General features: G+C 63.3%; 20 protein-coding genes and 1 tRNA gene. 15 read left to right on the top strand and 6 right to left on the bottom strand.

Annotated features, from left to right (window positions below; all coding sequences use genetic code 11):
* Positions 1-7: 7 nt before the first annotated feature.
* From kdpB to AC244_RS10665, 5 genes are all read left to right on the top strand, one after another.
* Entirely contained in the window at positions 8-2134 is a 2127-nt protein-coding gene (gene kdpB / locus AC244_RS10685) for a potassium-transporting ATPase subunit KdpB (protein WP_053248804.1), read from the top strand.
* Positions 2135-2136: 2 nt separating this feature from the next.
* Positions 2137-2706: a potassium-transporting ATPase subunit KdpC gene (gene kdpC / locus AC244_RS10680; protein WP_053248803.1), complete on the top strand. Its 570-nt coding sequence runs from the start codon at positions 2137-2139 to the stop codon at positions 2704-2706.
* Between the two features lie 21 nt (positions 2707-2727).
* A complete protein-coding gene (locus AC244_RS10675; RefSeq protein ID WP_053248802.1) occupies positions 2728-5424 on the top strand; it encodes a sensor histidine kinase in 2697 nt (898 codons plus the stop codon).
* Positions 5421-6113 carry a response regulator gene (locus tag AC244_RS10670; RefSeq protein ID WP_053248801.1) on the top strand — a complete coding sequence of 231 codons (693 nt, stop codon included), beginning with the start codon at positions 5421-5423 and terminating at the stop codon, positions 6111-6113. The genes AC244_RS10675 and AC244_RS10670 overlap by 4 nt, the downstream gene beginning before the upstream one ends.
* A gap of 200 nt (positions 6114-6313) precedes the next feature.
* The gene (locus tag AC244_RS10665; protein ID WP_053248800.1) at positions 6314-7471 is read left to right on the top strand and encodes an MFS transporter; all 1158 of its coding nucleotides are present in this window, start codon (positions 6314-6316) and stop codon (positions 7469-7471) included.
* 132 nt (positions 7472-7603) lie between these two features.
* Here AC244_RS10665 and AC244_RS10660 read toward each other — a convergent pair whose 3' ends face one another.
* The 3 genes from AC244_RS10660 to AC244_RS10650 form a co-directional block, all read right to left on the bottom strand.
* Positions 7604-7954 (bottom strand): hypothetical protein, encoded by a 351-nt coding sequence (locus tag AC244_RS10660; RefSeq protein ID WP_152975910.1) that lies wholly within the window; start codon positions 7952-7954, stop codon positions 7604-7606.
* Positions 7955-8071: 117 nt separating this feature from the next.
* Positions 8072-8147 (bottom strand) — tRNA-Thr (locus AC244_RS10655).
* A 78-nt stretch (positions 8148-8225) separates the two neighbouring features.
* On the bottom strand, positions 8226-9236 hold the full coding sequence (locus AC244_RS10650; protein WP_053248798.1) for an NAD(P)H-dependent flavin oxidoreductase: 1011 nt from the start codon (positions 9234-9236) through the stop codon (positions 8226-8228).
* Between the two features lie 414 nt (positions 9237-9650).
* Here AC244_RS10650 and AC244_RS10645 point away from each other — a divergent pair, with 414 nt between their 5' ends.
* Positions 9651-10820 carry a hypothetical protein gene (locus AC244_RS10645; RefSeq protein WP_053248797.1) on the top strand — a complete coding sequence of 390 codons (1170 nt, stop codon included), beginning with the start codon at positions 9651-9653 and terminating at the stop codon, positions 10818-10820.
* A 121-nt stretch (positions 10821-10941) separates the two neighbouring features.
* On the opposite strand, the gene ppk2 is transcribed toward AC244_RS10645, so the two are convergent.
* Positions 10942-11838, bottom strand: a complete 897-nt coding sequence (ppk2, locus tag AC244_RS10640) for a polyphosphate kinase 2 (protein WP_053248796.1) — start codon at positions 11836-11838, stop codon at positions 10942-10944.
* A 146-nt stretch (positions 11839-11984) separates the two neighbouring features.
* On the opposite strand from ppk2, the gene phoR reads away from it, so the two are divergent.
* From phoR to phoB, 7 genes are all read left to right on the top strand, one after another.
* The gene (gene phoR / locus AC244_RS10635) at positions 11985-13241 is read left to right on the top strand and encodes a phosphate regulon sensor histidine kinase PhoR (protein ID WP_152975916.1); all 1257 of its coding nucleotides are present in this window, start codon (positions 11985-11987) and stop codon (positions 13239-13241) included.
* Between the two features lie 194 nt (positions 13242-13435).
* Entirely contained in the window at positions 13436-14470 is a 1035-nt protein-coding gene (locus tag AC244_RS10630; RefSeq protein WP_053248794.1) for a substrate-binding domain-containing protein, read from the top strand.
* Positions 14471-14565: 95 nt separating this feature from the next.
* Positions 14566-16050, top strand: a complete 1485-nt coding sequence (gene pstC / locus AC244_RS10625) for a phosphate ABC transporter permease subunit PstC (RefSeq protein WP_053248793.1) — start codon at positions 14566-14568, stop codon at positions 16048-16050.
* Complete coding sequence (gene pstA, locus AC244_RS10620; RefSeq protein WP_053248792.1) at positions 16047-17369, top strand: phosphate ABC transporter permease PstA; 1323 nt, start codon at positions 16047-16049, stop codon at positions 17367-17369. Before pstC ends, pstA begins: the two co-directional genes overlap by 4 nt.
* A gap of 13 nt (positions 17370-17382) precedes the next feature.
* Positions 17383-18198 (top strand): phosphate ABC transporter ATP-binding protein PstB, encoded by an 816-nt coding sequence (gene pstB / locus AC244_RS10615; protein ID WP_053248791.1) that lies wholly within the window; start codon positions 17383-17385, stop codon positions 18196-18198.
* A gap of 56 nt (positions 18199-18254) precedes the next feature.
* The gene (gene phoU, locus AC244_RS10610) at positions 18255-18965 is read left to right on the top strand and encodes a phosphate signaling complex protein PhoU (protein WP_053248790.1); all 711 of its coding nucleotides are present in this window, start codon (positions 18255-18257) and stop codon (positions 18963-18965) included.
* 198 nt (positions 18966-19163) lie between these two features.
* Positions 19164-19847, top strand: a complete 684-nt coding sequence (phoB, locus tag AC244_RS10605; RefSeq protein WP_025425800.1) for a phosphate regulon transcriptional regulator PhoB — start codon at positions 19164-19166, stop codon at positions 19845-19847.
* 170 nt (positions 19848-20017) lie between these two features.
* Here phoB and AC244_RS10600 read toward each other — a convergent pair whose 3' ends face one another.
* Entirely contained in the window at positions 20018-20542 is a 525-nt protein-coding gene (locus tag AC244_RS10600) for a GcrA family cell cycle regulator (RefSeq protein WP_053248789.1), read from the bottom strand.
* A 171-nt stretch (positions 20543-20713) separates the two neighbouring features.
* The gene (locus AC244_RS36350; RefSeq protein WP_152975909.1) at positions 20714-20965 is read right to left on the bottom strand and encodes a hypothetical protein; all 252 of its coding nucleotides are present in this window, start codon (positions 20963-20965) and stop codon (positions 20714-20716) included.
* Between AC244_RS36350 and AC244_RS10595 the strand changes: the two genes are divergently transcribed.
* Both AC244_RS10595 and argF read left to right on the top strand, forming a co-directional pair.
* Positions 20964-22163, top strand: a complete 1200-nt coding sequence (locus AC244_RS10595) for an aspartate aminotransferase family protein (RefSeq protein WP_053248788.1) — start codon at positions 20964-20966, stop codon at positions 22161-22163. The two genes, AC244_RS36350 and AC244_RS10595, sit on opposite strands and share 2 nt — an antisense overlap.
* Before the next feature lie 131 nt (positions 22164-22294).
* The gene (gene argF, locus AC244_RS10590) at positions 22295-23212 is read left to right on the top strand and encodes an ornithine carbamoyltransferase (protein ID WP_053248787.1); all 918 of its coding nucleotides are present in this window, start codon (positions 22295-22297) and stop codon (positions 23210-23212) included.
* Positions 23213-23377: the final 165 nt, after the last annotated feature.

Here is a 23377-nt window from a genome sequence, read left to right as displayed (position 1 = left end):
ACAAACAATGTCTTCGAAACCCGTCGCCCCGAGCCTTCTCGACCCGGCGATTCTCCTGCCGGCATTCAAGGCCGCATTCACCAAGCTCGACCCGCGCCAGCTTGTTCGCAACCCGGTGATCTTCGTCACCGAGGTGGTGGCAGCCATGGTCACGGTCTTCTTCATCCGCGATCTTGCGACCGGGACCGGCAGCCCGCTGTTTTCGGGGCAGATTGCAGCCTGGCTGTGGTTCACGGTGCTGTTTGCCACCTTCGCCGAAGCGGTCGCCGAAGGGCGCGGCAAGGCGCAGGCCGACAGCCTGCGCCGCACCAAGTCCGAGCTGACGGCCCGCAAGCTGGTCTCGGCGGAAGGTCGTGAAACGCAGACCATCGCCGCCACGTCGTTGAAAGTCGGTGACCTCGTGCTGGTCGAAGCCGGGGAATTGATCCCTGGCGACGGCGACGTCGTCGAGGGTGTCGCCTCGGTCAACGAAAGCGCGATCACCGGCGAATCCGCACCCGTGATCCGTGAGTCCGGTGGTGACCGCTCTGCCGTTACCGGCGGCACGCAGGTGCTGTCCGACTGGATCAAGGTGCGTATCGGCACGGCGCCTGGCGACACCTTCGTCGACCGCATGATCGCGCTCATCGAAGGTGCGCAGCGCCAGAAAACCCCGAACGAGATCGCACTGTCGATCCTGCTTTCGGGCCTGACGCTGGTCTTCCTGGTTGCCGTCGTGACGCTCTGGGGTCTTGCCGGCTATTCCGGCACCGTTCTGTCGGTCACGGTTCTTGCAGCGCTGCTCGTCACCTTGATCCCGACCACTATCGGCGGCCTGCTGTCGGCGATCGGCATCGCCGGCATGGACCGGCTGGTGCGCTTCAACGTCATCGCCACATCCGGTCGTGCCGTCGAGGCGGCGGGTGACGTCGATACGCTGCTGCTCGACAAGACTGGCACGATCACCTTTGGCAACCGCATGGCCGCCAACTTCATGCCGGTCCCCGGCGTGACGGATGCCGAACTTGCCGATGCCGCGCTGCTGGCAAGCCTTGCCGACGAGACGCCGGAAGGCCGCTCGATTGCCGCACTTGCGACCGGTGAATTCGGCCGTAAGACGCCAGCCGTGACTTTGCCCGTTTCCGGCAAGCAGACGAGCCGCGAGGTCGTGGCTTTGGCGGTCGGTGGTAGTGCAGTTCAGGCCGGAGCTTTGGCAATCGACGCCGTCGTGCCCTTCGCCGCCGAAACGAGACTGTCGGGCGTCGACTTCGGCGGTCGGCGGCTGCGTAAGGGCGCCGTGGATTCGATCCTGAAATTTGCCGGCGTTCGCGACGAAAACGTGCCGGCCGAATTCCGCCGCGCCGTCGACCAGGTCGCGCGCACCGGCGGAACGCCGCTGGCCGTTGCCGACGGCAATCGCCTGCTCGGCGTCATTCACCTCAAGGACGTGGTCAAGCCCGGCATCAAGGAGCGCTTCGCAGCGCTGCGGGCCATGGGGATCCGCACAGTGATGGTGACCGGCGACAACCCGGTCACCGCGGCGGCAATCGCGTCGGAAGCGGGTGTTGACGACTTCCTCGCCGAGGCGACGCCGGAAGACAAGCTCGGCTTTATCCGCAAGGAGCAGCAGGGCGGCCGCCTGATCGCCATGTGCGGCGACGGCACCAACGATGCGCCGGCGCTTGCCCAGGCCGATGTCGGCGTGGCGATGCAGACCGGTACGCAGGCGGCACGCGAGGCGGCCAACATGGTCGACCTCGATTCCAGCCCAACGAAGCTCATCGAGATCGTCGAGATCGGCAAGCAGCTCCTGATGACGCGCGGCTCGCTGACGACCTTCTCGATCGCCAACGACGTGGCAAAATACTTTGCCATCATCCCGGCGCTGTTCATCACCACCTATCCGGCGCTGGCCGCGCTCAACATCATGGGGCTGTCGTCGCCGCAATCGGCGATCCTCTCGGCGGTCATCTTCAACGCCTTGATCATCGTTGCGCTCATCCCGCTGGCGCTGAAGGGTGTCAAGTATCGCCCGGTCGGCGCCGCCGCGCTGCTGCGCCGCAACCTGCTGGTCTACGGCCTCGGCGGCCTGATCCTGCCCTTTGCCGGCATCAAGCTCGTCGACGTCGTCGTCTCCGCTCTCAATCTGGTGTAATCATGTTGAACCAACTTCGCCCCGCAATCGTCATGGCCCTGCTGCTGACCGCGATCACCGGCCTTGCCTACCCCTTCGCGATCACCGGCGTTGCCCAGGCATTGATGCCCGTGCAGGCCAATGGCAGCCTGATCCGCATGGATGGCACCGTCGTCGGCTCCGATCTGATCGGGCAGAATTTTACCTCCGACAAATATTTCTGGCCGCGGCCCTCCGCGACCGGGCCTGAGGCCTACAATGCAGGCGGTTCGACCGGCTCCAACCTCGGCCCGACCTCGGTCAAGCTGAAGGACCGGGTTACTGCCGACGTCGAGAAGCTGCGCGCCAGCGGCATCACCGGAGAGATTGCCGCCGACGGCGGCACGGCGTCCGGCTCCGGCCTTGACCCGCATATTTCGCCGGCTTTCGCCCGCGAGCAGGTTTCCCGCGTTGCCAAGGCACGCGGGCTTGCGGAAACGGATGTGGCGACGCTGGTCGAGCAGGCGACCGAAGGTCGGCTGCTGGGGATCATAGGCGAGCCGCGCGTCAATGTGCTAGAACTCAACCTTGCTCTGGATACCCGGAGAAGCTGAGTTTGAAGCCAGAGACACTGAATGCCTGAAACCGATCGCGAATCGAAAAGCCGTCCGGACCCGGACGCACTGCTGGCGCTGGCCGGGCAGGGGCGGAAGGGAAAGCTGACGGTTTTTCTTGGCGCAGCCCCTGGCGTCGGCAAGACCTATACGATGCTGACGCGCGCGCGGCGGCTGAAGGCCGACGGCGTCGACATCGTCATCGGTCTGGTGGAGACGCATGGGCGCGGCGAGACCGCCGCGCTCGTCGAAGGACTGGAGATACTGCCGCGCCGCGATGTCAACCATCGCGGTCGTGTGCTTTCTGAATTCGATCTCGACGCGGCGCTTGCACGCCGCCCAAAGATCGTCGTCGTTGACGAACTGGCGCACAGCAACCCGGAGGACAGCCGCCATCCGAAGCGCTATCAGGATGTCGAGGAGCTGATTACCGCCGGCATCGACGTCTGGACGGCGCTCAACATCCAGCATCTGGAAAGCCTGTCCGATGTCGTCGCCCAGATCACCGGTGTTGCGGTGCGCGAGCGGGTACCCGACACGATGATCAGCCGTGCCGACGACGTCCTGCTGGTCGACCTGCCGCCCGCCGAGCTCATCGAGCGGTTGAACGAAGGCAAGGTCTATCTGCCCGACAGCGCCAAGCGCGCAATCGAGCGTTTCTTCCGCCTGGGCAACCTGACGGCGCTGCGCGAACTGGCGCTGCGGCGGACGGCCGACCGGGTCGACGACCAGATGGTCGACTACCTCAAGCAGAACGCCATCGAGGGTCCCTGGGCGAGCGGCGAGCGCCTGCTGGTGTGCATCGGTCCCGATCCGCTGTCGGAAAAGGTGGTGCGCACCGCCGGCCGCCTGGCTTCGGGGCTGAACGCGCCTTGGATCGTCGTCTTCATCGAACGGGCCGACCGCGAAAGCGGCGATGGCGAGGCGGTCAGAAGGCTCGACGAGACGTTCCGCCTGGCCGAGCAGCTCGGCGCCGAGACGCGCCGCATCGTCGGCAACGATTTCGTCGAGGAAATCCTCAAGCTTGCCCGTCGTGAGCATGCGACACAGATCGTCATCGGCATCAGGCGTCAGCGGTTCCCGCTGCGCTTGTTCCGGCAATCGCTTCCCGATGCGCTGGCCGAGCGCATAGCGGGTGTCGGCATTCACCTGGTGACTGACAAGGAGCCGCCGCGCCCGAAGAGAGGCGTGACCGCCAAACGGCAAATGCCGGAGGGCTTAGGGCGGGCGCTCGCCATTGCCACCACCACGGTGGGGGCTGCGGTTGCGCTTGGCCTCTTCATCGAGCGCTTCATCATCCTGCCGAACATCTCTCTGCTCTTCCTGCTCGCGGTGCTGGCGTCGGCGAGCTATGCCGGCCACATCGCTGCCATCGCCGCGGCCTTGCTGTCCGTTCTCGCCTACAACTTCTTCTTCATAGAGCCGGTCGGCACATTCACGGTCGCCGAGCCGCACGAGGTCTTCGCGCTCTTCATTTTCCTGGTCGCGGCAGCGCTTGCCGGCAGTCTTGCATCCCGGGTGCGCGAACAGGCGAAGTCCGCGCGGCGCCGTGCCGCGGCAACGCAGGCGCTCTATGATTTCTCCCGCAAGCTCTCGGGAACTGCCAATGTCGACGACGTGCTCTGGGCGGCAGTCACCCAGATGCAGACGACACTGAAACGCAATGCCGCGTTGCTGTTGCCGGAAGACGGCGATCTGCGCCTGAAGGCCGCCTGGCCGCCGGACACCGAACTCGATGTCACCGACACCATGGCGGCGCGCTGGGCGATGGACAAGAAGGAGGCGGCCGGCAATGGCACCGGCACGCTGCCGAACAGCCCGTTTCATTTCCGGCCGCTGACGAGCCCGCATGGCGTCGTCGGCGTTTGCGGCTTCGTGCAGGCCGGCAAGCCGCTGGAGATCAACGAAGAGCGCGCGCTCGCCGCCATCCTCGACCAGACGGCGATCGCCATCGACCGGGCACGCCTCTCACGCGAGAGCCTGGATCACGCCGCCAAGCTTGAGGGAGAGCGGTTTCGAGCCGCACTGCTGTCGTCGATCTCGCATGATCTGCGCACGCCGCTTGCCACCATCACCGGCGCCGTCACCAGCTTGCGCCAATTGGGCGACCGCATGCCGCCGGAAAGCCGTGACGATCTGCTGCAATCGATCGAGGAGGAGGGCGGTCGGCTGACGCGTTTCGTCGCCAACCTCCTGGACATGACCCGCATCGAGGCAGGAACGGTCAATGCCAAGCGCGATTGGGTGGATGTCGCGGACGCCGTGCGCGCAGCCGTCGATCGGGCGCGCAAGTATTTTCCGGCCCGCGAGATCGAGACCAGCATCGCGCCCGAACTGCCGTTGATGCGTGGCGACAGCGTGCTTCTCGGCCAGGTGCTGTTCAACCTGCTCGACAATGCCAACAAATACGGCGGTGACGAGCCGATCAGCATCTACGCGCGACGGGACGGAAACGAGATCGTGCTGTCGGTCACCGATCTCGGCAAGGGGATCGCACAGGGCGACCTCGAACAGGTATTCGAAAAATTCTTCCGCAGGGGCAAGGTAGACGGCCGCACGCCGGGCACCGGTCTCGGGCTGTCGATCGCCAAGGGCTTCGTCGAGGCCATGGGTGGCCGCATCAAGGCTGAAAGCCCGGCTTTGAGGCGTCGCGGAACACGCATTTCCATGCGTTTTCCCGCCGCCGAAGCTGAAATATCCGAAAAGGACCGTGCATGAGCGTGGAGCGCATCCTCGTTGTCGACGACGAACCCCAGATCCAGCGCTTCCTGCGGCCGGCCTTGAGCGCTGCCGGCTACGATGTGCTGGAGGCGTTGACCGGAACGGACGCGTTGAAGGCGGCGGCGACGACCGCGCCCGACGTGGTGATCCTCGATCTCGGCCTGCCCGACATGGACGGCAAGGATGTGATCGCCAACATCCGCGCCTGGTCGCAGGTGCCGATCATCATCCTGTCGGCGCGCGACCGGGAGAGCGAAAAGATCGCCGCCCTCGATCTCGGCGCCGACGACTATATCGAGAAGCCTTTCGGCATCGGCGAGCTGACGGCGCGCATCCGGGCGGCTCTTCGCCACCGCATCCAGATGGAGGGTGGCCACACCCAGCTTTCGGCCGATGGTGTGGCGATCGATACGATCAAGCGGCTGGTGACGCGCGACGGAGAGCCAGTGCGTTTGACGCCGAAGGAGTATGACCTTCTGGTCATGCTGGCGCACCATGCCGGGCGCGTCGTCACCCACAAGACGCTGCTGACCTCGGTCTGGGGTGCGGCCCATGGCGAGGATCTGCACTATCTGCGCGTCTTCATCGGCCAGTTGCGCGGCAAGATCGAGCGTGATCCGGCCGATCCGAAGATCATCCGCACGGAGCCTGGTGTCGGCTACCGCTTCGTCGGCGACGACGACTGAGGCCGTGGTGCTGGTTCGATCGAGGCTGCATGGGCGGTAACCAACCCGGCGGACCGTGGCGCTTCTCGCACACGCCGATCCGTGCTAGGAGCGCGGTCAGAGGGATAACCGAAGCTCTGCCTCGAAACCCGGTGTGCAACCAGTCGCCACATCGGGAAGACCTTTTCCGACCGTGGCGTCCACTGATCGGGAAAGGCAAGATGAACATCCCCCTTCTTCTCCTCGCACTGGCGACCTTCGCCACCGGCACGGCCGAAAACATCGTCATCGGCATCCTGCCGGATGTGGCATCAGGGCTCGGCGTCTCCATCGGTCTTGCCGGGCAGTTGACCTCGGTATTCTCCGTGACATTTGCGTTGACGGCACCGGCAGCCCTTCTGCTGACGGCACGCCTGGAGCGCAAGACCCTGCTCTTGTTGGCGCTGGTGCTCTTCATCGCCAGCAATGTGCTGGCGGCTGCCAGCCCGAATTACGGCGTTCTGGTCGCTGCCCGCATCGGCATGGCGGCCGCGAGCGCTACGGCTTGCCTGGTCGCGACCATGCTGGCGACGGAGATCGTGCCGCCCGGGCGGCGAGGCCGGGCGATCGGCCTGATCTTCATGGGCATCAGCGCCTCGCTCGTTCTCGGCGTACCGGCAGGTATGCTGGTGAGCGGCGCGTTCGGATGGCGCAGCGTCTTCATCGGCCTTGCGCTGTTTGCCGTTTGTGTCCTGTTCGCATGTCAGTGGTTCGTGCCGGCCGCCGGCCGGTCGAAGCCGCCGCGCGGCCGCTCCTATGCCAGCCATCTGCGCTCGTTCTCGTGTGTCTGTGCGCAGCTGGTGTCGGTGCTGATGATCGGCGGCGCCTATCTCGCGCCCTATCTGGCCGAGATCGTCGGGATGCAGGGCGATGAGGTCGTCACGGCCTTCTTCGCCTTCGGCATAGCGGGTGTCTGCGGCGGCTATCTCGGCGGTCGGTTGAGCGATGCCGTGGCGCCGCGGCTGGCGATCCGGTTGACGCCGCTCGGCTATATCATTGCACTGATCGCCATACCCTTCGTGTCTGATACGCGTGTGCTGTTCGTTGCGGTCATGATGCTGTGGGGCTGCGTCAGCTGGATGATCTCGCCGGTGGTGCAGAGCTTCTTGATCAGGCAGAGCCCTGAGACGGCGGAAGCCGGTGTCGGCCTCAACCTGTCGGCCATGCATGTCGGCGTCGGGCCGGGCACGGGCGTCGGCGGCGTGCTTGTCGAGGCGGCCTCGCCATCGGTGCTTCCGGTTGCCGCGGTGCTCTTGGCGGGCCTTGCCGTCATCGCGGCTTTTGCCGCGACATGGCGTGCACCGGCTGCAAATGAGGCCAATCGCCAGCCGGTGTCGTGAGCGGTCTATGGCTTGTCGCGCAAGAGTGTGTAGCGGTTTTGTGATAACGACATACGCAAAAACAAGAGCTTAAACCGCAGCAGGCGAATCCTGGAGATCACGATGCGCTTTAGGTTGCCGCTTGTTTGCAGATCAGGACGCCGTGCCGGGCAGCGGCAGGTTGAGCGCCGGGCCGGGGCTGACGCCGTGCTGCCGGCGGACCTGCCGCGACGCGCTGCCGTCGAAGAGGGACATCGGCAATGTCCCGGTCAGGATCCAGCGATAGGGCGAGCCGGCATCGGGTTCGCGCGCTTGATGCGGGATCGACGCCAGCGGCAGAACGTATTCCGGCCGGCGTAGGCCCGCGTCCTTGTTTCCGAGCCATGTGAGCACGACAAGCACCTCGCCGCCGATCTCAAGCGCCGACAAGGAGCAAGTGCGGCCGGAGACATTGGCCTGCACGGCATCCTCATGAACTTGAAAACGGCTAACTTTAAGCGACATCGATCGGCTTCCTCGAAATGGACCTCTTGCCCGCCGCTCGTGCGTAGCAAGACGAGCTGGCCCTGGGCCAGCTTCAGACTATCATCCCGCTACAGTGCTCATTTCTTTGAAGGAAAATGGTGCCGCTTACGTGACTCGAACACGTGACCCCATCATTACGAATGATGTGCTCTACCGACTGAGCTAAAGCGGCCCTGAGGCGGTTCCGCGAAAAGATCGCGGAACGAAGTGTGAGGCGCTGATAAACGCAAAGCGCCAAGATTTCAAGCCATCAGTTTCGAGAACTTGAAAATTCCTTGTTGGTAGCAATCGTGGGGGTCGTATGCAGCCCGAGGCAGGCGCGCGCCGCGTCGTATTCGCGCTCCCAGCGATCGACCATATGTCCGACCGAGGTGACCTCGCGCACCGCACCGATGCCCTGGCCGCAGCCCCAGATGTCCTTCCAGGCCTTGGCGCCTTCGGTGGCCTGGGCGAAATCCATCTTCGACGGGTCGGCTTCCGGCAGGCTTTCCGGGTCCATGCCAGCCGCCACGATCGACGGCTTGAGGTAGTTGCCGTGGATGCCGGTGAAGTAGTTGGAATAGACGATGTCGGCGGCATTGCTGTCGACGATCATCTGCTTGTAGGCGTCGCTGGCGCGTGCCTCTTCGGTGGCGATGAAGGGCGAGCCTATATAGGCCATGTCGGCGCCCATGGCCTGGGCGGCCAGGATGGCGCCGCCGGTGGCGATCGCGCCGGAAAGCAGCAGGGGGCCATCGAACCAGGAGCGGATTTCCTGGACGAGGGCGAAGGGCGAGAGCGTGCCCGCATGGCCGCCTGCGCCGGCGGCGACGGCGATCAGCCCGTCGGCGCCCTTGCGGATCGCCGAATTGGCGTGGCGGTTGTTGATGACGTCATGCAAGACGATGCCGCCATAGGAGTGAATGGCGGCGTTGACCTCGGGCACGGCGCCGAGCGAAGATATGACCACCGGCACCTTGTACTTGATGCAAAGCATCAGATCCTGTTCGAGGCGGGTGTTGGACTTGTGGACGATCTGGTTGACGGCAAAGGGGGCGGCCGGGCGGCCGGGGTTCTTGGCGTCATGGTCGGCCAGCGCTTCGGTGATTTCGGCGAGCCATTCGTCGAGTTGCGATTGCGGGCGGGCGTTGAGTGCCGGGAAGGAACCGACCACACCGGCCTTGCACTGAGCGATCGTCAGCTTGGGATGCGAGACGATGAACAAAGGTGCGCCGACGACGGGCAGTCTCGTCGTTTCGGAAAGAATTGGCGGCAGCGACATCGAGTTCTCCATCCCTTAGAATTTTTGACGTTTGCGTAAACGTCAAAATAGATAGCAGCAAGTTGCGCGCTTGCAAAGGTGCGGTTTTTCCGGCCGAAGCTCTAAGCAGAAGGCAGTTTTCCCCGGCGTTGCCGGGACCAGTGGCGCGCCGGACTTGCGGATTTCGAAAGCAGCGGTTACGCAATTGTTAACAAAACCAACGGCGTGCATCCGGAATTAACCGATAAGCGCTTGCGGATGATGAAAAAGGCGTCGATCGATTGACGAGCGCCGGCGGGGCTACTGCATAATCCCTTAAATCGGATCCGATTTCAGGATAAAATTATGCAGCAGATTTAAAGCGTTGCAGCGTCCATTGCGCGCCATATTTGACGCGCGGCGCTGTAAGGCCCGGTGTGCACAGAAGGATTTGATGTGAGCGGACTCGAGACTGCAATCCGAAACGCGCTGGAGCGCTCCGACAGAACCAGCGCCGAAACGCGGGCGCGCATCTATCAATCCGCGCGCCAGGCGCTGGAAGCCGGGCTGCAGAAGCAGGGGATCGAGGACCAGAATGTCGTCGCCCAGCAGCGTCATCGGCTGGAAGCGGTCATTCATGCGATCGAAACCGAGGAGCGCGCAGCGCTGAAGGCGCGTCCGGCGCCGGCACCTTCTGTCAGCCTCGATGACGCGGTTGCACCGCGTGCGGCGGCGACCGCCAGGCCCGAGCCGCAGCCATCCGCCCCCGACCGCCGCGAACCGGCTTTCGCCGGCCAGGCGCCGCGCGCCGGGCAGAATGATGGTGGGCTGGGAGGCCTTCGCGCCGATCGCGACGGCCCTGTCGTATCGACGGCTGCGGCCGGTGAGGTTGCGGCCAGGCAGTCAAGTGACGGCAAAGGCGCGGTTGCGCCGGAAGTGCGCGCGATGGACGGCCGCACGCGTCGACGCAAGCGCGGGCGCCTGCTGTCGCTGACCATGGTCGTCGCAACGCTGGCCGCGGCGCTGGTCGCGGCCGTGTGGTGGGTCGAGACCAACAATCTGCTGCAATCTCCGGCCGCGCGCGACACCAATGTCGCTAACCCGCCGGCAACCGTGGCATCGCAGGATTTCGATGGCGCTGCCGGTCTGCAGACGCTCGGGGCCCAGGAAGGCTTCACCGGCGATTGGGTCGAGGTGTACACACCCGGCAAAACAGGCGCGATCGCGCCCGGCCCGCGGGCGACCGCCGAGCCGGTCAACGACGATGGCGGCCAGCGGGTGCTGCTGACATCGGCGAACGCCGATGCCGATGGCGATGTGACCATCGAGATTCCGGCCACGATCCTCGCCGAGCTTTCAGGCAAGACGTCGACGCTGGCGCTGACCGTGCAGGCGACGCCCGGAAAGTCGACCGAGTTTGCGGTAGAGTGCAACTTCTCTTCGCTGGGCGAGTGCGGCCGTCACCGTTTCACCCTGCATGACGAGCGCGTCGACATGCTGTTCAAGGTCACCTTCGATCGCAGCCTTGCGCCGAGCGCCGCCGGGCAGCTCGTCATCAACAGCGACATCAGCGGCGGCGGCAAGGGACTGAACCTCTACGCCATCCGCGTTCTGCCCGGGCAATAATACCAACTCTCTGCCGGCGTGCATAATTCCTTAAATCGGATCCGATTTAAGGAATTATGCAGCAAGTTTAAAGCGTTACAGCGTCCTTTGCGCGTCATAATTGACGCGCGGCGCTGCAAGTCTATTTCAGGAAGCCTGGGCCCGAGCCGATGATCTTGTCGTCGACCTCGCCGATCGCGTCCTTGTCCTTGCGGTCGTAGTCGAGCGTGGAAAGGATGTGGCGAATGAGGTTGAGGCGCGCGCGCCGCTTGTCGTTGCCGCGCACGACGGTCCACGGCGCATGGTCCGTGTGGGTCGCCTTCAGCATCTGGTCGCGCTTTTCGGTATAGTCATCCCACTTGTTGAGGGCTGCGATATCCATCGGCGACAGCTTCCAGATCTTCAGCGGATCGTGGCAGCGGTCGTGAAAGCGCTTGAGCTGCATCTCGCGGCCGATGTTGATCCAGAATTTGAAGAACTGGATGCCTTCGTGCACGATCATCTTCTCGAAACGCGGCACCTGCTTGAGGAATTGTTCGTGCTGTTCCGGAGTGCAGAAGCCCATGACCGGCTCGACGCCGGCGCGGTTGTACCAGGAGCGGTCGAAGAGAACGAGCTCGCCGGCGGTTGGCATGGTGGCGACGTAGCGCTGAAAGTACCATTGTCCGCGCTCGGTCTCCGTCGGCTTCGTCAGCGCAACCACGCGCGCCCAGCGTGGGTTCAGGTTGCCGCTCGTGGCTTGGATCGCGCCGCCCTTGCCCGCCGCGTCGCGGCCCTCGAACAGGGCGATGATGCGCTTGCCGGTCGCCTGCTGCCAGAGTTGAAGCTTGACCAGTTCGATCTGCAGCTTTTCCAGCGTCTCTAGGTATTCTTCCTCATCGACCTTCTTCTTGTACGGGAAATCGTCGGAGGAGAAAGCGGCCTCGTCGATCCACTTCGGCAATTCGGGATTGTCGATGTCGAAGAGCTTCTTCTTGCCGCCGATATCGAGTTCCACCGCCCGGCTTTCGGTCTTCGTTGCTGCCTGCGTTGACGCCATATGGTCTTCCTCCAGCCCGAGCGATTTCCTGTGAGGAGGCCACAATTGCATTGCGGATTCAAGCGCGTCGTGAAAATCATGTCATGAAGGGTCGCTATCTCTCGACCATTTGAGGCCGGGAGGAAGACAAAGTGATTCATGAGGATATGGTGCTGGACGGTTCCAAAGCGTTCTGGCGGGCGCTCGTGCCGCGACTGAAGGCGGAGCGTTGGCTCCTGGGCCTGACGGCGCTGCTCGCAGCACTTGCCACCGTTGCCGGCATTCATTTCCTCGTCGTGCTACCGTTCTGGATCGTGCTTGCCGCAGCCCTGCTCAATCGCAGCACGCCTTCGGCGCTGCCGAAGGCGACGAAGCCGACAAAGGTGACGGCGGTGACGGGCACGGCCAGCGATGCGCTGATCCCCGCCCTGAACGCGCTCGACATGCCGGTGCTGGTGGTGGCGGTCGATGAAACCGTTGTCTTCCAGAACATCGCTGCCGAAAAGGCCTTCGGCACCATCCCGCCCAACAGCTATCTCGCCGCCCGCGTCCGCTCGCCCGGCATTCTCGACATGGTCCGCGAGACGATAGCGACCGGCAAGATCAACCAGATCGAACATACCGAGCGCCTGCCGTCCGATGCCGTCTACGTGGTCCGAGTGGCGCCGGCCGAAATCGGTGGCGAGGGCCCGTGGCGCCGGGTTTTCCTGTTGACCTACCGCGATATTTCGCAGGCCCGCCGCATCGATCGCATGCGATCGGACTTTGTCGCCAATGCCAGCCACGAGCTGCGCACGCCGCTGGCTTCGCTGCGCGGCTTCATCGAGACCATGCAAGGGCCGGCGCGCAACGACATGAAGGCGCAGGAGAAGTTCTTCGGCATCATGCATGAGCAGGCAACGCGCATGAGCCGCCTTGTCGACGACCTGCTGTCGTTGTCGCGCCTCGAGCTGAAATCGCACATCGCACCCGACGATACGATCGATCTGCGCCCGCTTCTCGGTCATGTCCGCGACAGTCTTGCACCGCTTGCGAGCGATCTCGACGTGACGATCACGCTGACGATGCCGGATACCCCTGTCGTGGTTCAGGGGGACCGCGACGAGCTGACCGAGGTCTTCGAGAACCTGATCGAGAACGCCTGCAAATACGGCCAGGAAGGCAAGAAGGTCGATGTCGAGCTTTCCGGCGGCGAGGGCGGGCAGGCCGAGGTCGTGGTCAGAGATTACGGCCCCGGCATTCCGGCCGAGCATGTGCCGCGCATCACTGAGCGGTTTTACCGCGTCAATGTGGAGGCCAGCCGCTCGAAAAAGGGCACCGGTCTCGGCCTTGCGATCGTCAAGCACATCCTGACCCGTCACCGCGCGCGGCTCTTGATCCACTCCGAGCTGGGCAAGGGCACGGTGTTTACCGTGCGTTTTTGACATATTGGCCCGGGATAAATCCGCTCTGTTCATTTTTCATTATTATTTTCAATGACATGAGCTGTCATAAATGTTTCGCGAAACTGACATAAAAGGTGTGGCTATCGGCGGCTAGTTAGGGGCAGCCGATCAAACGGCGAAGAGCGCTGCAACGCTTGGCGCACTCAACACAAGCCCATTCCGGGAGAACTTTTATGAAAGCTCTTAAACTCACTGTTGCGGCGCTCGTCGCATCCGCCGCATTCGCTGGCGTGGCTGCCGCGCGCGATCAGGTTCAGGTCGCCGGCTCCTCGACCGTTCTTCCCTACGCCAAGATCGTCGCCGAGACGTTCGGCGAAACCTTCCCGGACTTCAAGACGCCGGTCGTCGAATCCGGCGGCTCCTCGGCCGGTCTGAAGGAATTCTGCAAGGGCGTCGGCCCTGACACCATCGACGTCGCCAACTCCTCGCGCAAGATCAAGGACAGCGAAGTCGAAGCCTGCAAGGCCGCCGGCGTCACCGAAATTCAGGAAATCAAGATCGGCTACGACGGCATCGTCTTCGCAACCGACGCCGGCAATGCCGACCTCGCCCTGAAGCCGGAAGACCTCTACAAGGGTCTGGCTGCCGAAATCGTCGTCGACGGCAAGCTCGTCGCCAACCCCTACAAGAAGTGGTCTGAAGTCAACTCCGCTCTGCCGGACGCCGACATCGCCGCCTTCATCCCGGGCGAAAAGCACGGCACGCGCGAAGTCTTCGAAGAGAAGATCCTGGCCGCAGGCTGCAAGAACGCTGGCGCCGTTGACGTCATCAAGGCTGCCGTTGCCGATGAAAAGCAGCAGCACAGCAAGTGCGTCGCGGTCCGCAAGGACGGCCTGGCTGTCGACATCGACGGCGACTACACCGAAACGCTGGCCCGTATCGCTGCCAACAAGAACGGCATCGGCGTATTCGGCCTGTCCTTCTACGAAAACAACGCCGACAAGCTGAAGGTCGCCACCGTCAACGGGATCGTTCCGTCGACCGAAACGATCGCTTCCGGCGAATACCCGGTTTCGCGCCCGCTGTACTTCTACGTCAAGAAGGCACACCTCGGCGTTATCCCGGGCCTCAAGGAATATGTTGAGTTCTTCCTCGACGATCAGATGATCGGCCCGGAAAGCCCGCTTGCCGAATACGGCCTCGTCGCCGCTCCGGACGCCGAGCGCGAAGAAGTTCGCAAGGCTTTCGCCGCCGGCAACATGCTCTGATACTGACAAGCCCCGGCGCGACATTTTCGCGCCGGGGCACGCCTCCATCCGAACTGCCGGCAGCGCATTGAGCGCCCCGCCGCGGAGACGTGCCGATGAGTACTTCGCTTCTTCTTTTGCTCATTGTTTTAATTGGTTTTATTTCTTACTTTGCAGGCCGCGCGCGCTCGCTCGCGCAGGCCAACGGCAAGCTCTCCAACCTGCATTCCTTGCCCGGCTATCACGGCAGCTATGTTGCCATCTGGGCGATCCTTCCGGCCGCGCTCGTGCTCGGCGCATGGCTCGTTGCGGCGCCGATGTATATCGATTCCAGCACCCGGGCGACCTTGCCTGAGGCGGTGCAGACGCAGGGCGGCGCGACCGTCGAACTGGCGCTTGGCCAGGTCAAGTCAGTCGCCGGCGGCCTGAAGCGGCTGACGACCGAAGAGATTTCGGCGCTTGAAAGCGGCTCGGCCAATCTTCGCTCCACGCTTGCGGCCAAGGGCGTTGCCCTTGCCGGCGAGGGCGAACCCTACATGATCACCGCTGCCCAGCATTTCAATGCGATGAACGCCACCAACCGCTGGCTGATGAGTGCGGTCGTGCTGCTGATCGCCATTGCCGGCGGCGTTTACGCCATCCGCAACATCGCCACCCGCTTCCGTGCCCGCAATCAGGTTGAGCGCGTCATGCTCGGCTCGCTCATCGTCGCTTCCTCGATCGCCATCCTGACGACGGTCGGCATCGTCGCTTCGATGCTGTCGGAAGCTGGCCGCTTCTTCACGATGGTTTCGCCCTTCGAGTTCTTCTTCGGCACGGTCTGGGATCCACGGTTTGCTGCCGCCGGCAGCGGCGGTGCGTCCGGCCAGTTCGGCCTGATCCCGCTTCTCGCCGGCACGCTCTACATCGCTTTCGTCGCCATGCTCTTTGCGGTGCCGATCGGTCTGTTCGCAGCCATCTACATGGCGGAATATGCGAGCCCACGCCTGCGTTCGACGGCAAAGCCCTTGCTCGAAGTGCTCGCCGGCATTCCGACCATCGTCTACGGTTTCTTCGCACTCGTGACCGTCGGCCCGTTCCTGCGCGATATCTCTGCCCAGTTGAACGGTCTCGTTACCGGCAACTATCAGAACTTCATCCAGGCGCAGAGCGTCGTGACCGCCGGCATCGTCATGGGCATCATGCTGATCCCGTTCGTGTCCTCGCTTTCCGACGACATCATCACCCAGGTGCCGCGGGCGCTGCGCGATGGCTCGCTCGGTCTCGGTGCCACCCGCTCTGAAACGGTCAAGAAGGTCATCCTTCCCGCAGCACTTCCGGGCATCGTTGGCGCCCTGCTTTTGACCGCCTCGCGCGCCGTCGGCGAAACGATGATCGTGGTGCTTGCCGCCGGTGTCGCGGCCCGCATGCAAATCAATCCCTTTGAGCCGATGACCACGGTGACGGTGAAGATCGTCAACCAGTTGACGGGCGACCTTGAGTTCACCTCGCCGCAGACGCTGGTTGCCTTCGCACTCGGCATCACGCTCTTCGTCATCACGCTCGGCCTCAACATTTACGCGCTCTACATCGTGCGCAAATATCGGGAACAGTACGAATGACCGACATCGCTTCCCCGACCGTCCGGATCTCCGCCCGTCCCGCATCCGCAACGCGCGATATCGGCATCAAGCGCCGCTACGCAGCCGAGCGCCGGTTCCGTGCCTATGGCATCGGCGCCATCAGCCTCGGCCTGTTCTTCCTCGCTCTGTTGCTGTGGACGGTGGTCTCCAACGGCTACACCGCGTTCCAGCAGACGACGATCACGCTGCCGATCGAATTCACCGAGAAGGTCATCGACCCCAAGGGTGAGCGCGCGACCGATGGCAAGGTGCTGATGACCGCCAACTATCCGCTGCTGGTGCGTGAGGCGCTGATCAAGCAGCTCGGCATCGATGCGAGCAAGCGTCCGCAGGTCAAGCAGGCCACCGACATGGTGTCGGCAAGCTCCCGCACGCTGTTGCGCGATATCGTCGTCGCCGACCCGTCGGTTATCGGCAAAACCATTCCGGTGACATTGCTCGCCGAAGCCAATGTCGACTCCGCGTTCAAGGGTCAGATCGACCTGAACGTCGAGGAGAGCAAGCGCAAGGTCAAGGACCAGCAGGTCACCTGGATGAACGAGCTGGCAAGTGCCGGCGTCCTGAAGAAGAGCTTCAACACCGGCATCTTCACCTTCGGCGCCTCGAGCCGCCCTGAAGCGGCAGGCGTTGGCGTTGCCGCCCTCGGCTCGCTGTTCATGATGCTGATCGTGCTTGTCTTGTCGCTGCCGATCGGTGTTGCCGCTTCGATCTATCTCGAAGAGTTCGCGCCGAAGAACAGGCTGACCGACCTGATCGAAGTCAACATCAACAACCTCGCCGCCGTCCCGTCGATCGTCTACGGTCTCCTGGGTCTGGCCGTGTTCATCAACTTTGCCGGCATGCCGCGCTCGGCTGCCGTCGTCGGCGGCCTGGTGCTGACACTGATGACCCTGCCGACGATCATCATCGCCACCCGCGCCGCGTTGAAGGCGGTCCCGCCGTCCATCCGCTCGGCAGCGCTCGGTCTCGGTGCGTCGAAGATGCAGACCATCTTCCACCACGTGCTGCCGCTGGCGATGCCGGGCATTCTGACCGGAACGATCATCGGCCTCGCCCATGCGCTTGGCGAAACCGCGCCGCTCCTGTTGATCGGCATGGTCGCCTTCGTCGTCGACTACCCCGGCTCGCCGATGGAGCCGTCGACCGCACTGCCGGTGCAGATCTACATGTGGGCCAACGAGGCGGAACGCGCCTTCGTCGAGCGCACCTCCGGCGCGATCATCATCCTTCTCATCTTCCTCGTCGTCATGAACCTTGGCGCCATTCTGTTGCGACGTCGCTTTGAGCGCCGTTGGTAGTGAGGTAATTACTATGAACATCATGTCAGAAGCAGCAGTCGAGAAAGCCTTGGATCAGAAAATGAACACCGTGCCCTACAAGATGATCGGCAAGGATGTGTCGGTCTACTACGGCGAGAAGCGGGCGCTTTTCGACGTCAACCTCAACATCCGCGAGAACACGGTTACGGCTCTGATCGGTCCTTCGGGCTGCGGCAAGTCGACCTTCCTGCGCACGCTGAACCGCATGAACGACACCATCGAGAACTGCCGCGTCACCGGCAAGATCACGCTCGATGAAGACGATATCTACGATCCGGCGATCGACGTCGTGGAACTGCGTGCCCGCGTCGGCATGGTGTTCCAGAAGCCGAACCCGTTCCCGAAGTCGATCTTCGACAACGTCGCCTACGGCCCGCGCATCCACGGCCTTGCCCGCACCAAGGCCGAGTTCGACGAAGTCGTCGAGACCAGCCTGCACAAGGCTGGTTTGTGGAACGAGGTGAAGGACCGCCTACATGAGCCGGGCACCGGCCTTTCGGGCGGCCAGCAGCAGCGCCTCTGCATCGCGCGTGCCGTTGCCGTCAGCCCGGAAGTGATTCTGATGGACGAGCCCTGTTCGGCGCTCGATCCGATCGCGACCGCCAAGGTCGAGGAGCTGATCCACGAGCTGCGCACCAACTTCACGATCGTCATAGTCACGCACTCGATGCAGCAGGCGGCGCGTGTATCGCAGCGCACCGCCATGTTCCACCTCGGCAATCTCGTCGAGGAGAACGACACCGACAAAATGTTCACCAATCCGGATGACCAGCGCACCCAGGACTACATCATGGGCCGCTTCGGTTGATGGCCGAAGCGCCTCGTCACCCTGTTTCCTGAACGCGCCCGCAAGGATCGAAGACTATGTCCATGCACATAATGTCCGCCTACGACGAAGAACTGAAATATCTCACGCGCCGCATCTCCGAGATGGGCGGTCTGGCCGAGCAGATGGTGGGCGAATCCGTCCGCGCGCTGGTCAATTCCGACCTCGCATTGGCGCAGAAGGTGATCTCCGACGACACCATCCTCGATGAAGCCGAACGTCAGATCGGCGAAAAGGCGATCATCACCATCGCCAAGCGTCAGCCGGTCGCCGCCGACCTCCGCGAGATCATGGGTTCGATCCGCATTGCGTCCGATCTGGAACGCGTCGGCGACCTCGGCAAGAACAACGCCAAGCGCGTCATTGCCGTTGCCGGCTCCGGCATCCCGCGCAAGCTGGCACGCGGTCTCGAGCACCTGGCCGAACTCGCGCTCGTCCAGCTCAAGGAAGTCCTCGACGTCTACGCCTCCCGCTCGCCGGAGAAGGCCAACAGCATTCGCGAGCGCGACGAGGAGATCGATGCGATCTACACCTCGCTGTTCCGCGAACTGCTCACCTACATGATGGAAGATCCGCGCAACATCACGCCCTGCACGCATCTTCTGTTCTGCGCCAAGAACATCGAGCGCATCGGCGACCATGCCACCAACATCGCCGAGACGATCTATTACATGGCGACGGGCGCGCAGCCGGAAGGCGAGCGTCCGAAGGATGACAATACGTCGACGCTGGGTGCCGTGAAGGACTAAACCCAAACTCGTTCGAGTGACTGCTTATGAACCTGCTCCGGTCGCAGCCTTGGTTGCGGCCCTGCTTTGTTGCGTCTGAAGTTATCCGTTTTCGCGCGTGCCTTTGAAAGCGCGCGGAGTGCTCCAGATGCTATATGTTCGAGCATCTCTGCCCGTTCGACCGAACGCGAGACGCTCTGGGTAAGGAGACGTTACCTGATGTTGCCGAAAATCGCCGTTGTCGAAGACGAAGAGGCGCTGAGTGTCCTGCTGCGTTATAACCTCGAAGCCGAAGGGTTCGATGTCGATACGATCCTGCGCGGGGACGAGGCCGAGATCCGCCTGCAGGAGCGCCTGCCGGATCTGCTGATCCTCGACTGGATGCTGCCGGGGGTGTCCGGTATCGAACTTTGCCGCCGGCTGCGCCAGCGCCCGGAAACCGAGCGCCTGCCGATCATCATGCTGACGGCGCGCGGCGAGGAGAGCGAGCGGGTTCGTGGCCTTGCCACCGGCGCTGACGACTATGTCGTCAAGCCGTTCTCGACGCCGGAGCTGATGGCCCGCGTCAAGGCGATGCTGCGGCGCGCCAAGCCCGAGGTTCTCTCGACGCTGCTTCGCTGCGGCGATATCGAACTCGACCGCGAGACCCATCGCGTCCATCGCCGCACCCGCGAGGTCCGTCTCGGCCCGACGGAATTCCGTCTGCTCGAATTCCTGATGTCTTCCCCGGGTCGGGTCTTCTCGCGGTCGCAGCTTCTGGATGGCGTCTGGGGCCACGATATCTATGTCGACGAACGCACGGTCGATGTGCATGTCGGTCGCCTTCGCAAGGCGCTGAACTTCTCGAGCATGCCGGATGTCATTCGCACTGTTCGCGGTGCCGGGTACTCGCTCGAAAGCTGAGCCATTCAATCAGTCACTAAAAAAGGGGCCGTGTGGCCCCTTTTTCATGCGTTGTTTTCGGTAGTCGCAAAGCGCGTCGCGATCTCTAGGATTCGCTTATTGCGCTTTACGCTCTTGTTTTTGCGCATGCCGTTATCGCAAAACCGCTGCGCACTTTTGCGCGACATGTCTTAGCGAGCGCGGCGGCGCTCGGCGGAAGGCTGGTAAGCAAGCCGTGCATGGAAGCTGCAATAGGGCGAAGCTTCCGGGGAGTCGTTGCCGCAGAAGTGGAACTCTTCCTTCAGCGGGTCGCCGATCGGCCACTTGCAGGTGCGCTCGGTCAATTGCGTCAGCTCCAGGCGGCGCGACATCGGCACGACCACATCCGTCCGAACGTGAAAATCCTGTTCGGCAACGAGATCGACTTCGACCTCCTCCTTGAGCACGGTCGCGCCGGCCGAACGGGTGACCGTGCGGGTCGTGACGCGCGACGCATAGTTCGGAGCGCGCGGCGCCGACGTTGCCGGGCGCTGCTTCGGCCGGGTCGCGGCGGTGGTTCCGCCAGCCTTGGCCCTGCCGGGCAGGCTCAGCCGGTGAACCTTGCCGATGACCGCATTGCGGCTGACGCCGCCGAGCTGTGCCGCGATCTGGCTCGCGCTCAGGCCCTCGGACCAAAGCTTCTTCAGTTTTTCCACCCGCTCGTCAGTCCAGTTCATTTCTGCACTCTCCGTTCTCAGCGTTGGCGATGGCAGAATCTCTCACCACGCTCCGGAGGAGCTCCGGAGCTGCAACGCGATAACACTTTTGGTGACTAGGTCCGCCGCATGCGTCTAGTAATTGAACATTAACCTACTGACGGGCGGACTCCGTGGCAAGAGTCCCGGGAATCACGCCGAATCGATTTCTTGGTTTTCCCCAACTTGCTCGGTGGGCGTTGCATTTTTGCAAGCCCCGCCGCGCGATTTTTTCGTCGCATGGAACAGACCCGTCCGACCGCACTGCACAGCTTGGTTTTGTTGACATTGCGCTGCGAAATAGGAATAGTGCCTGCGCCGCCGCAAGGCGGCATTTTTAATTTTTTGCCGGGCTCGACACGCGCTCGGATCGATGCCGATAGCAATGAAGGAGAGGCTCGCCATGACTGCAACCACGCCGCTTTACGACACCTACATGCGTGCGCCGTTGCGTTTCGAGCGAGGAGAGGGCGTCTGGCTGATCGCCGAAGACGGTTCGCGCTATCTGGACTTCGCCGCCGGCGTCGCCGTCAACTCGCTTGGCCATGCGCATCCGCATCTGGTCGAAGCGTTGAAGGCGCAGGCCGAGAAGGTCTGGCACCTGTCCAACCTCTATGAGGTCCCCGGCCAGGAGAGCCTGGCGCGCCGGCTGACGGCCGTCACTTTCGCCGACCGCGTGTTCTTCACCAACTCGGGCGCCGAAGCGCTCGAATGCGCGATCAAGACCGCCCGCCGCTACCACTATGCCAGGGGTAATCCGGAAAAATTCCACGTCATCACCTTCGAGGGCGCCTTCCATGGGCGCACGATCGCGACCATCGCCGCCGGCGGTCAGCAGAAGTACATCGAAGGCTTCGGCCCGAAGGCTCCGGGTTTCTACCAGGTTCCGTTCGGCGACATCGCGGCGGTCAAGGATGCGATCACCGACGAGACGGCGGCGATCCTGATCGAGCCGATCCAGGGCGAGGGCGGCATCCGCCCGGTCACCAAGGAGTTCATGCAGGAACTGCGCGCGCTTTGCGACGAGTTCGGCCTGCTGCTGATCCTCGACGAGGTCCAGTCCGGCGTCGGCCGCACCGGCAAGCTCTTCGCCTATGAATGGGCCGGCATCCGTCCCGATATCATGGCTGTCGCCAAGGGGATCGGCGGTGGCTTCCCGCTCGGCGCCTGCCTTGCGACCGAAGAGGCGGCGGCCAGCATGGTCGCCGGTACGCATGGTTCCACCTACGGCGGCAACCCGCTCGCCATGGCGGTCGGCAACGCCGTGCTCGACGTCATCCTGGCCGACGGCTTCCTGGAGCAGGTGCGCGACGTTGCACTGGTCTTCCGCCAGGGACTCGCCTCGCTGAAGGACCGTTTTCCCGATGTGATCGAGGACATCCGCGGCGACGGGCTGATGCTCGGCATCAAGGCGAAAGGCCCTTCGGCCGATCTGCTGAAGGCGATCCGCGCGGAGAAGCTGTTGGCCGTCCCCGCCGGGGAGACCGGGCGGCGCCTGCGGCCGCCGCTGACGGTGACCGCCGCGGAAGCACGCGAAGGCCTGGCGCGGATCGAGCGCGCGGCCGAAGCCGTGAGAAGCAGCAGCGGCACCGCCGCAGCGTAGTTTTTGAACCCGGAGATCGGCAGCGATTTTCCCATGGGTCCATGCGCGCACCTGAGGTGTCGAAGCGTCTATTGTGCTCTTCGACACCGGTCGTGCGTCAGGGGCCATTCTGAGGACAGGAATTGAGTACGATGGCAGGCACAAGACACTTCATCGATCTTTCGGCCATGACGGCGGCGGATCTGCGCACGATCATCGACGATGCACGCGTGCGAAAGACGGCAACCAAGGCCGGAACTGCCGAGAAGCCGCTCGCCGGCAAGATGCTGGCGATGATCTTCGAAAAGCCCTCCACCCGTACGCGCGTCTCCTTCGATGTCGGCATGCGCCAGCTCGGCGGCGAAACCCTGTTCCTCTCGGGCACCGAGATGCAGCTCGGTCGCGCAGAGACCATCGGCGACACCGCCAAGGTGCTGTCGCGCTATGTGGACGCGATCATGATCCGCACCACCGACCATCGCCGCCTTCTCGAGTTGGCCGAACACGCGACGGTGCCTGTTATCAACGGCCTGACAGACGACACCCATCCCTGCCAGATCATGGCTGATATCATGACCTTCGAGGAACACCGCGGGCCGGTGAAGGGCAAGACCATCGCCTGGACCGGTGACGGCAACAACGTGCTTCACTCGCTGATCGAGGGCTCGGCCCGTTTCGGCTACCGCATGAACATGGCGGTGCCGCTCGGCTCCGAGCCGCATGACAAGATCCTCAACTGGGCGCGCAACAATGGCGGCGAGATCCTGCTTTGCCATGAGGCCGAACAGGCCGTTGCCGGTGCCCATTGCGTCGTCACCGACACCTGGATCTCCATGAACCAGGAGCATCGCGCCCGCGGCCACAATGTCTTCCAGCCGTTCCAGGTCAACGAAGCATTGATGAAGCACGCGTCGCCGGACGCGCTGTTCATGCACTGCCTGCCGGCGCACCGCGGCGAGGAAGTGACCGACGAGGTCATCGACGGCCCGCAGTCGGTGGTGTTCGACGAGGCCGAAAACAGGCTGCATGCGCAGAAGTCGATCATCGCCTGGTGCATGGGGCTCGTCTGATCGGCGCGTCTGCCTATTGAAATTACCTGCATGCGACCCGATTTAGGCCGCATGCGGGACGTTCCGGGGTGGAAACAACGGACGTAACCTGGCGACAGGCAGCGCATGGGTGGCCGGCAAAACGGCACATGCCTGCTGGACAAATCCGTTTCTGGCGGGATCAAA

The sequence above is a fragment of the Ensifer adhaerens genome, from assembly GCF_001270265.1.
Taxonomy (GTDB): Bacteria; Pseudomonadota; Alphaproteobacteria; order Rhizobiales; family Rhizobiaceae; genus Ensifer; species Ensifer adhaerens_B.
Note: the sequence above shows the minus strand (reverse complement) of the source record. Positions and strands in the feature narration are given on the sequence as shown.

What these genes read in the sequence shown, in the direction of transcription:
- kdpB (WP_053248804.1), top strand. Translation starts at nt 8, where the DNA reads ATGTCTTCGAAACCCGTCGCCCCGAGCCTTCTCGACCCGGCGATTCTC.
- kdpC (WP_053248803.1), top strand. Translation starts at nt 2,137, where the DNA reads ATGTTGAACCAACTTCGCCCCGCAATCGTCATGGCCCTGCTGCTGACC.
- AC244_RS10675 (WP_053248802.1), top strand. Translation starts at nt 2,728, where the DNA reads ATGCCTGAAACCGATCGCGAATCGAAAAGCCGTCCGGACCCGGACGCA.
- AC244_RS10670 (WP_053248801.1), top strand. Translation starts at nt 5,421, where the DNA reads ATGAGCGTGGAGCGCATCCTCGTTGTCGACGACGAACCCCAGATCCAG.
- AC244_RS10665 (WP_053248800.1), top strand. Translation starts at nt 6,314, where the DNA reads ATGAACATCCCCCTTCTTCTCCTCGCACTGGCGACCTTCGCCACCGGC.
- AC244_RS10660 (WP_152975910.1), bottom strand. Translation starts at nt 7,954, where the DNA reads ATGTCGCTTAAAGTTAGCCGTTTTCAAGTTCATGAGGATGCCGTGCAG.
- AC244_RS10650 (WP_053248798.1), bottom strand. Translation starts at nt 9,236, where the DNA reads ATGTCGCTGCCGCCAATTCTTTCCGAAACGACGAGACTGCCCGTCGTC.
- ppk2 (WP_053248796.1), bottom strand. Translation starts at nt 11,838, where the DNA reads ATGGCGTCAACGCAGGCAGCAACGAAGACCGAAAGCCGGGCGGTGGAA.
- phoR (WP_152975916.1), top strand. Translation starts at nt 11,985, where the DNA reads ATGGTGCTGGACGGTTCCAAAGCGTTCTGGCGGGCGCTCGTGCCGCGA.
- AC244_RS10630 (WP_053248794.1), top strand. Translation starts at nt 13,436, where the DNA reads ATGAAAGCTCTTAAACTCACTGTTGCGGCGCTCGTCGCATCCGCCGCA.
- pstC (WP_053248793.1), top strand. Translation starts at nt 14,566, where the DNA reads ATGAGTACTTCGCTTCTTCTTTTGCTCATTGTTTTAATTGGTTTTATT.
- pstA (WP_053248792.1), top strand. Translation starts at nt 16,047, where the DNA reads ATGACCGACATCGCTTCCCCGACCGTCCGGATCTCCGCCCGTCCCGCA.
- pstB (WP_053248791.1), top strand. Translation starts at nt 17,383, where the DNA reads ATGAACATCATGTCAGAAGCAGCAGTCGAGAAAGCCTTGGATCAGAAA.
- phoU (WP_053248790.1), top strand. Translation starts at nt 18,255, where the DNA reads ATGTCCATGCACATAATGTCCGCCTACGACGAAGAACTGAAATATCTC.
- phoB (WP_025425800.1), top strand. Translation starts at nt 19,164, where the DNA reads ATGTTGCCGAAAATCGCCGTTGTCGAAGACGAAGAGGCGCTGAGTGTC.
- AC244_RS10600 (WP_053248789.1), bottom strand. Translation starts at nt 20,542, where the DNA reads ATGAACTGGACTGACGAGCGGGTGGAAAAACTGAAGAAGCTTTGGTCC.
- AC244_RS10595 (WP_053248788.1), top strand. Translation starts at nt 20,964, where the DNA reads ATGACTGCAACCACGCCGCTTTACGACACCTACATGCGTGCGCCGTTG.
- AC244_RS36350 (WP_152975909.1), bottom strand. Translation starts at nt 20,965, where the DNA reads ATGGCGAGCCTCTCCTTCATTGCTATCGGCATCGATCCGAGCGCGTGT.
- argF (WP_053248787.1), top strand. Translation starts at nt 22,295, where the DNA reads ATGGCAGGCACAAGACACTTCATCGATCTTTCGGCCATGACGGCGGCG.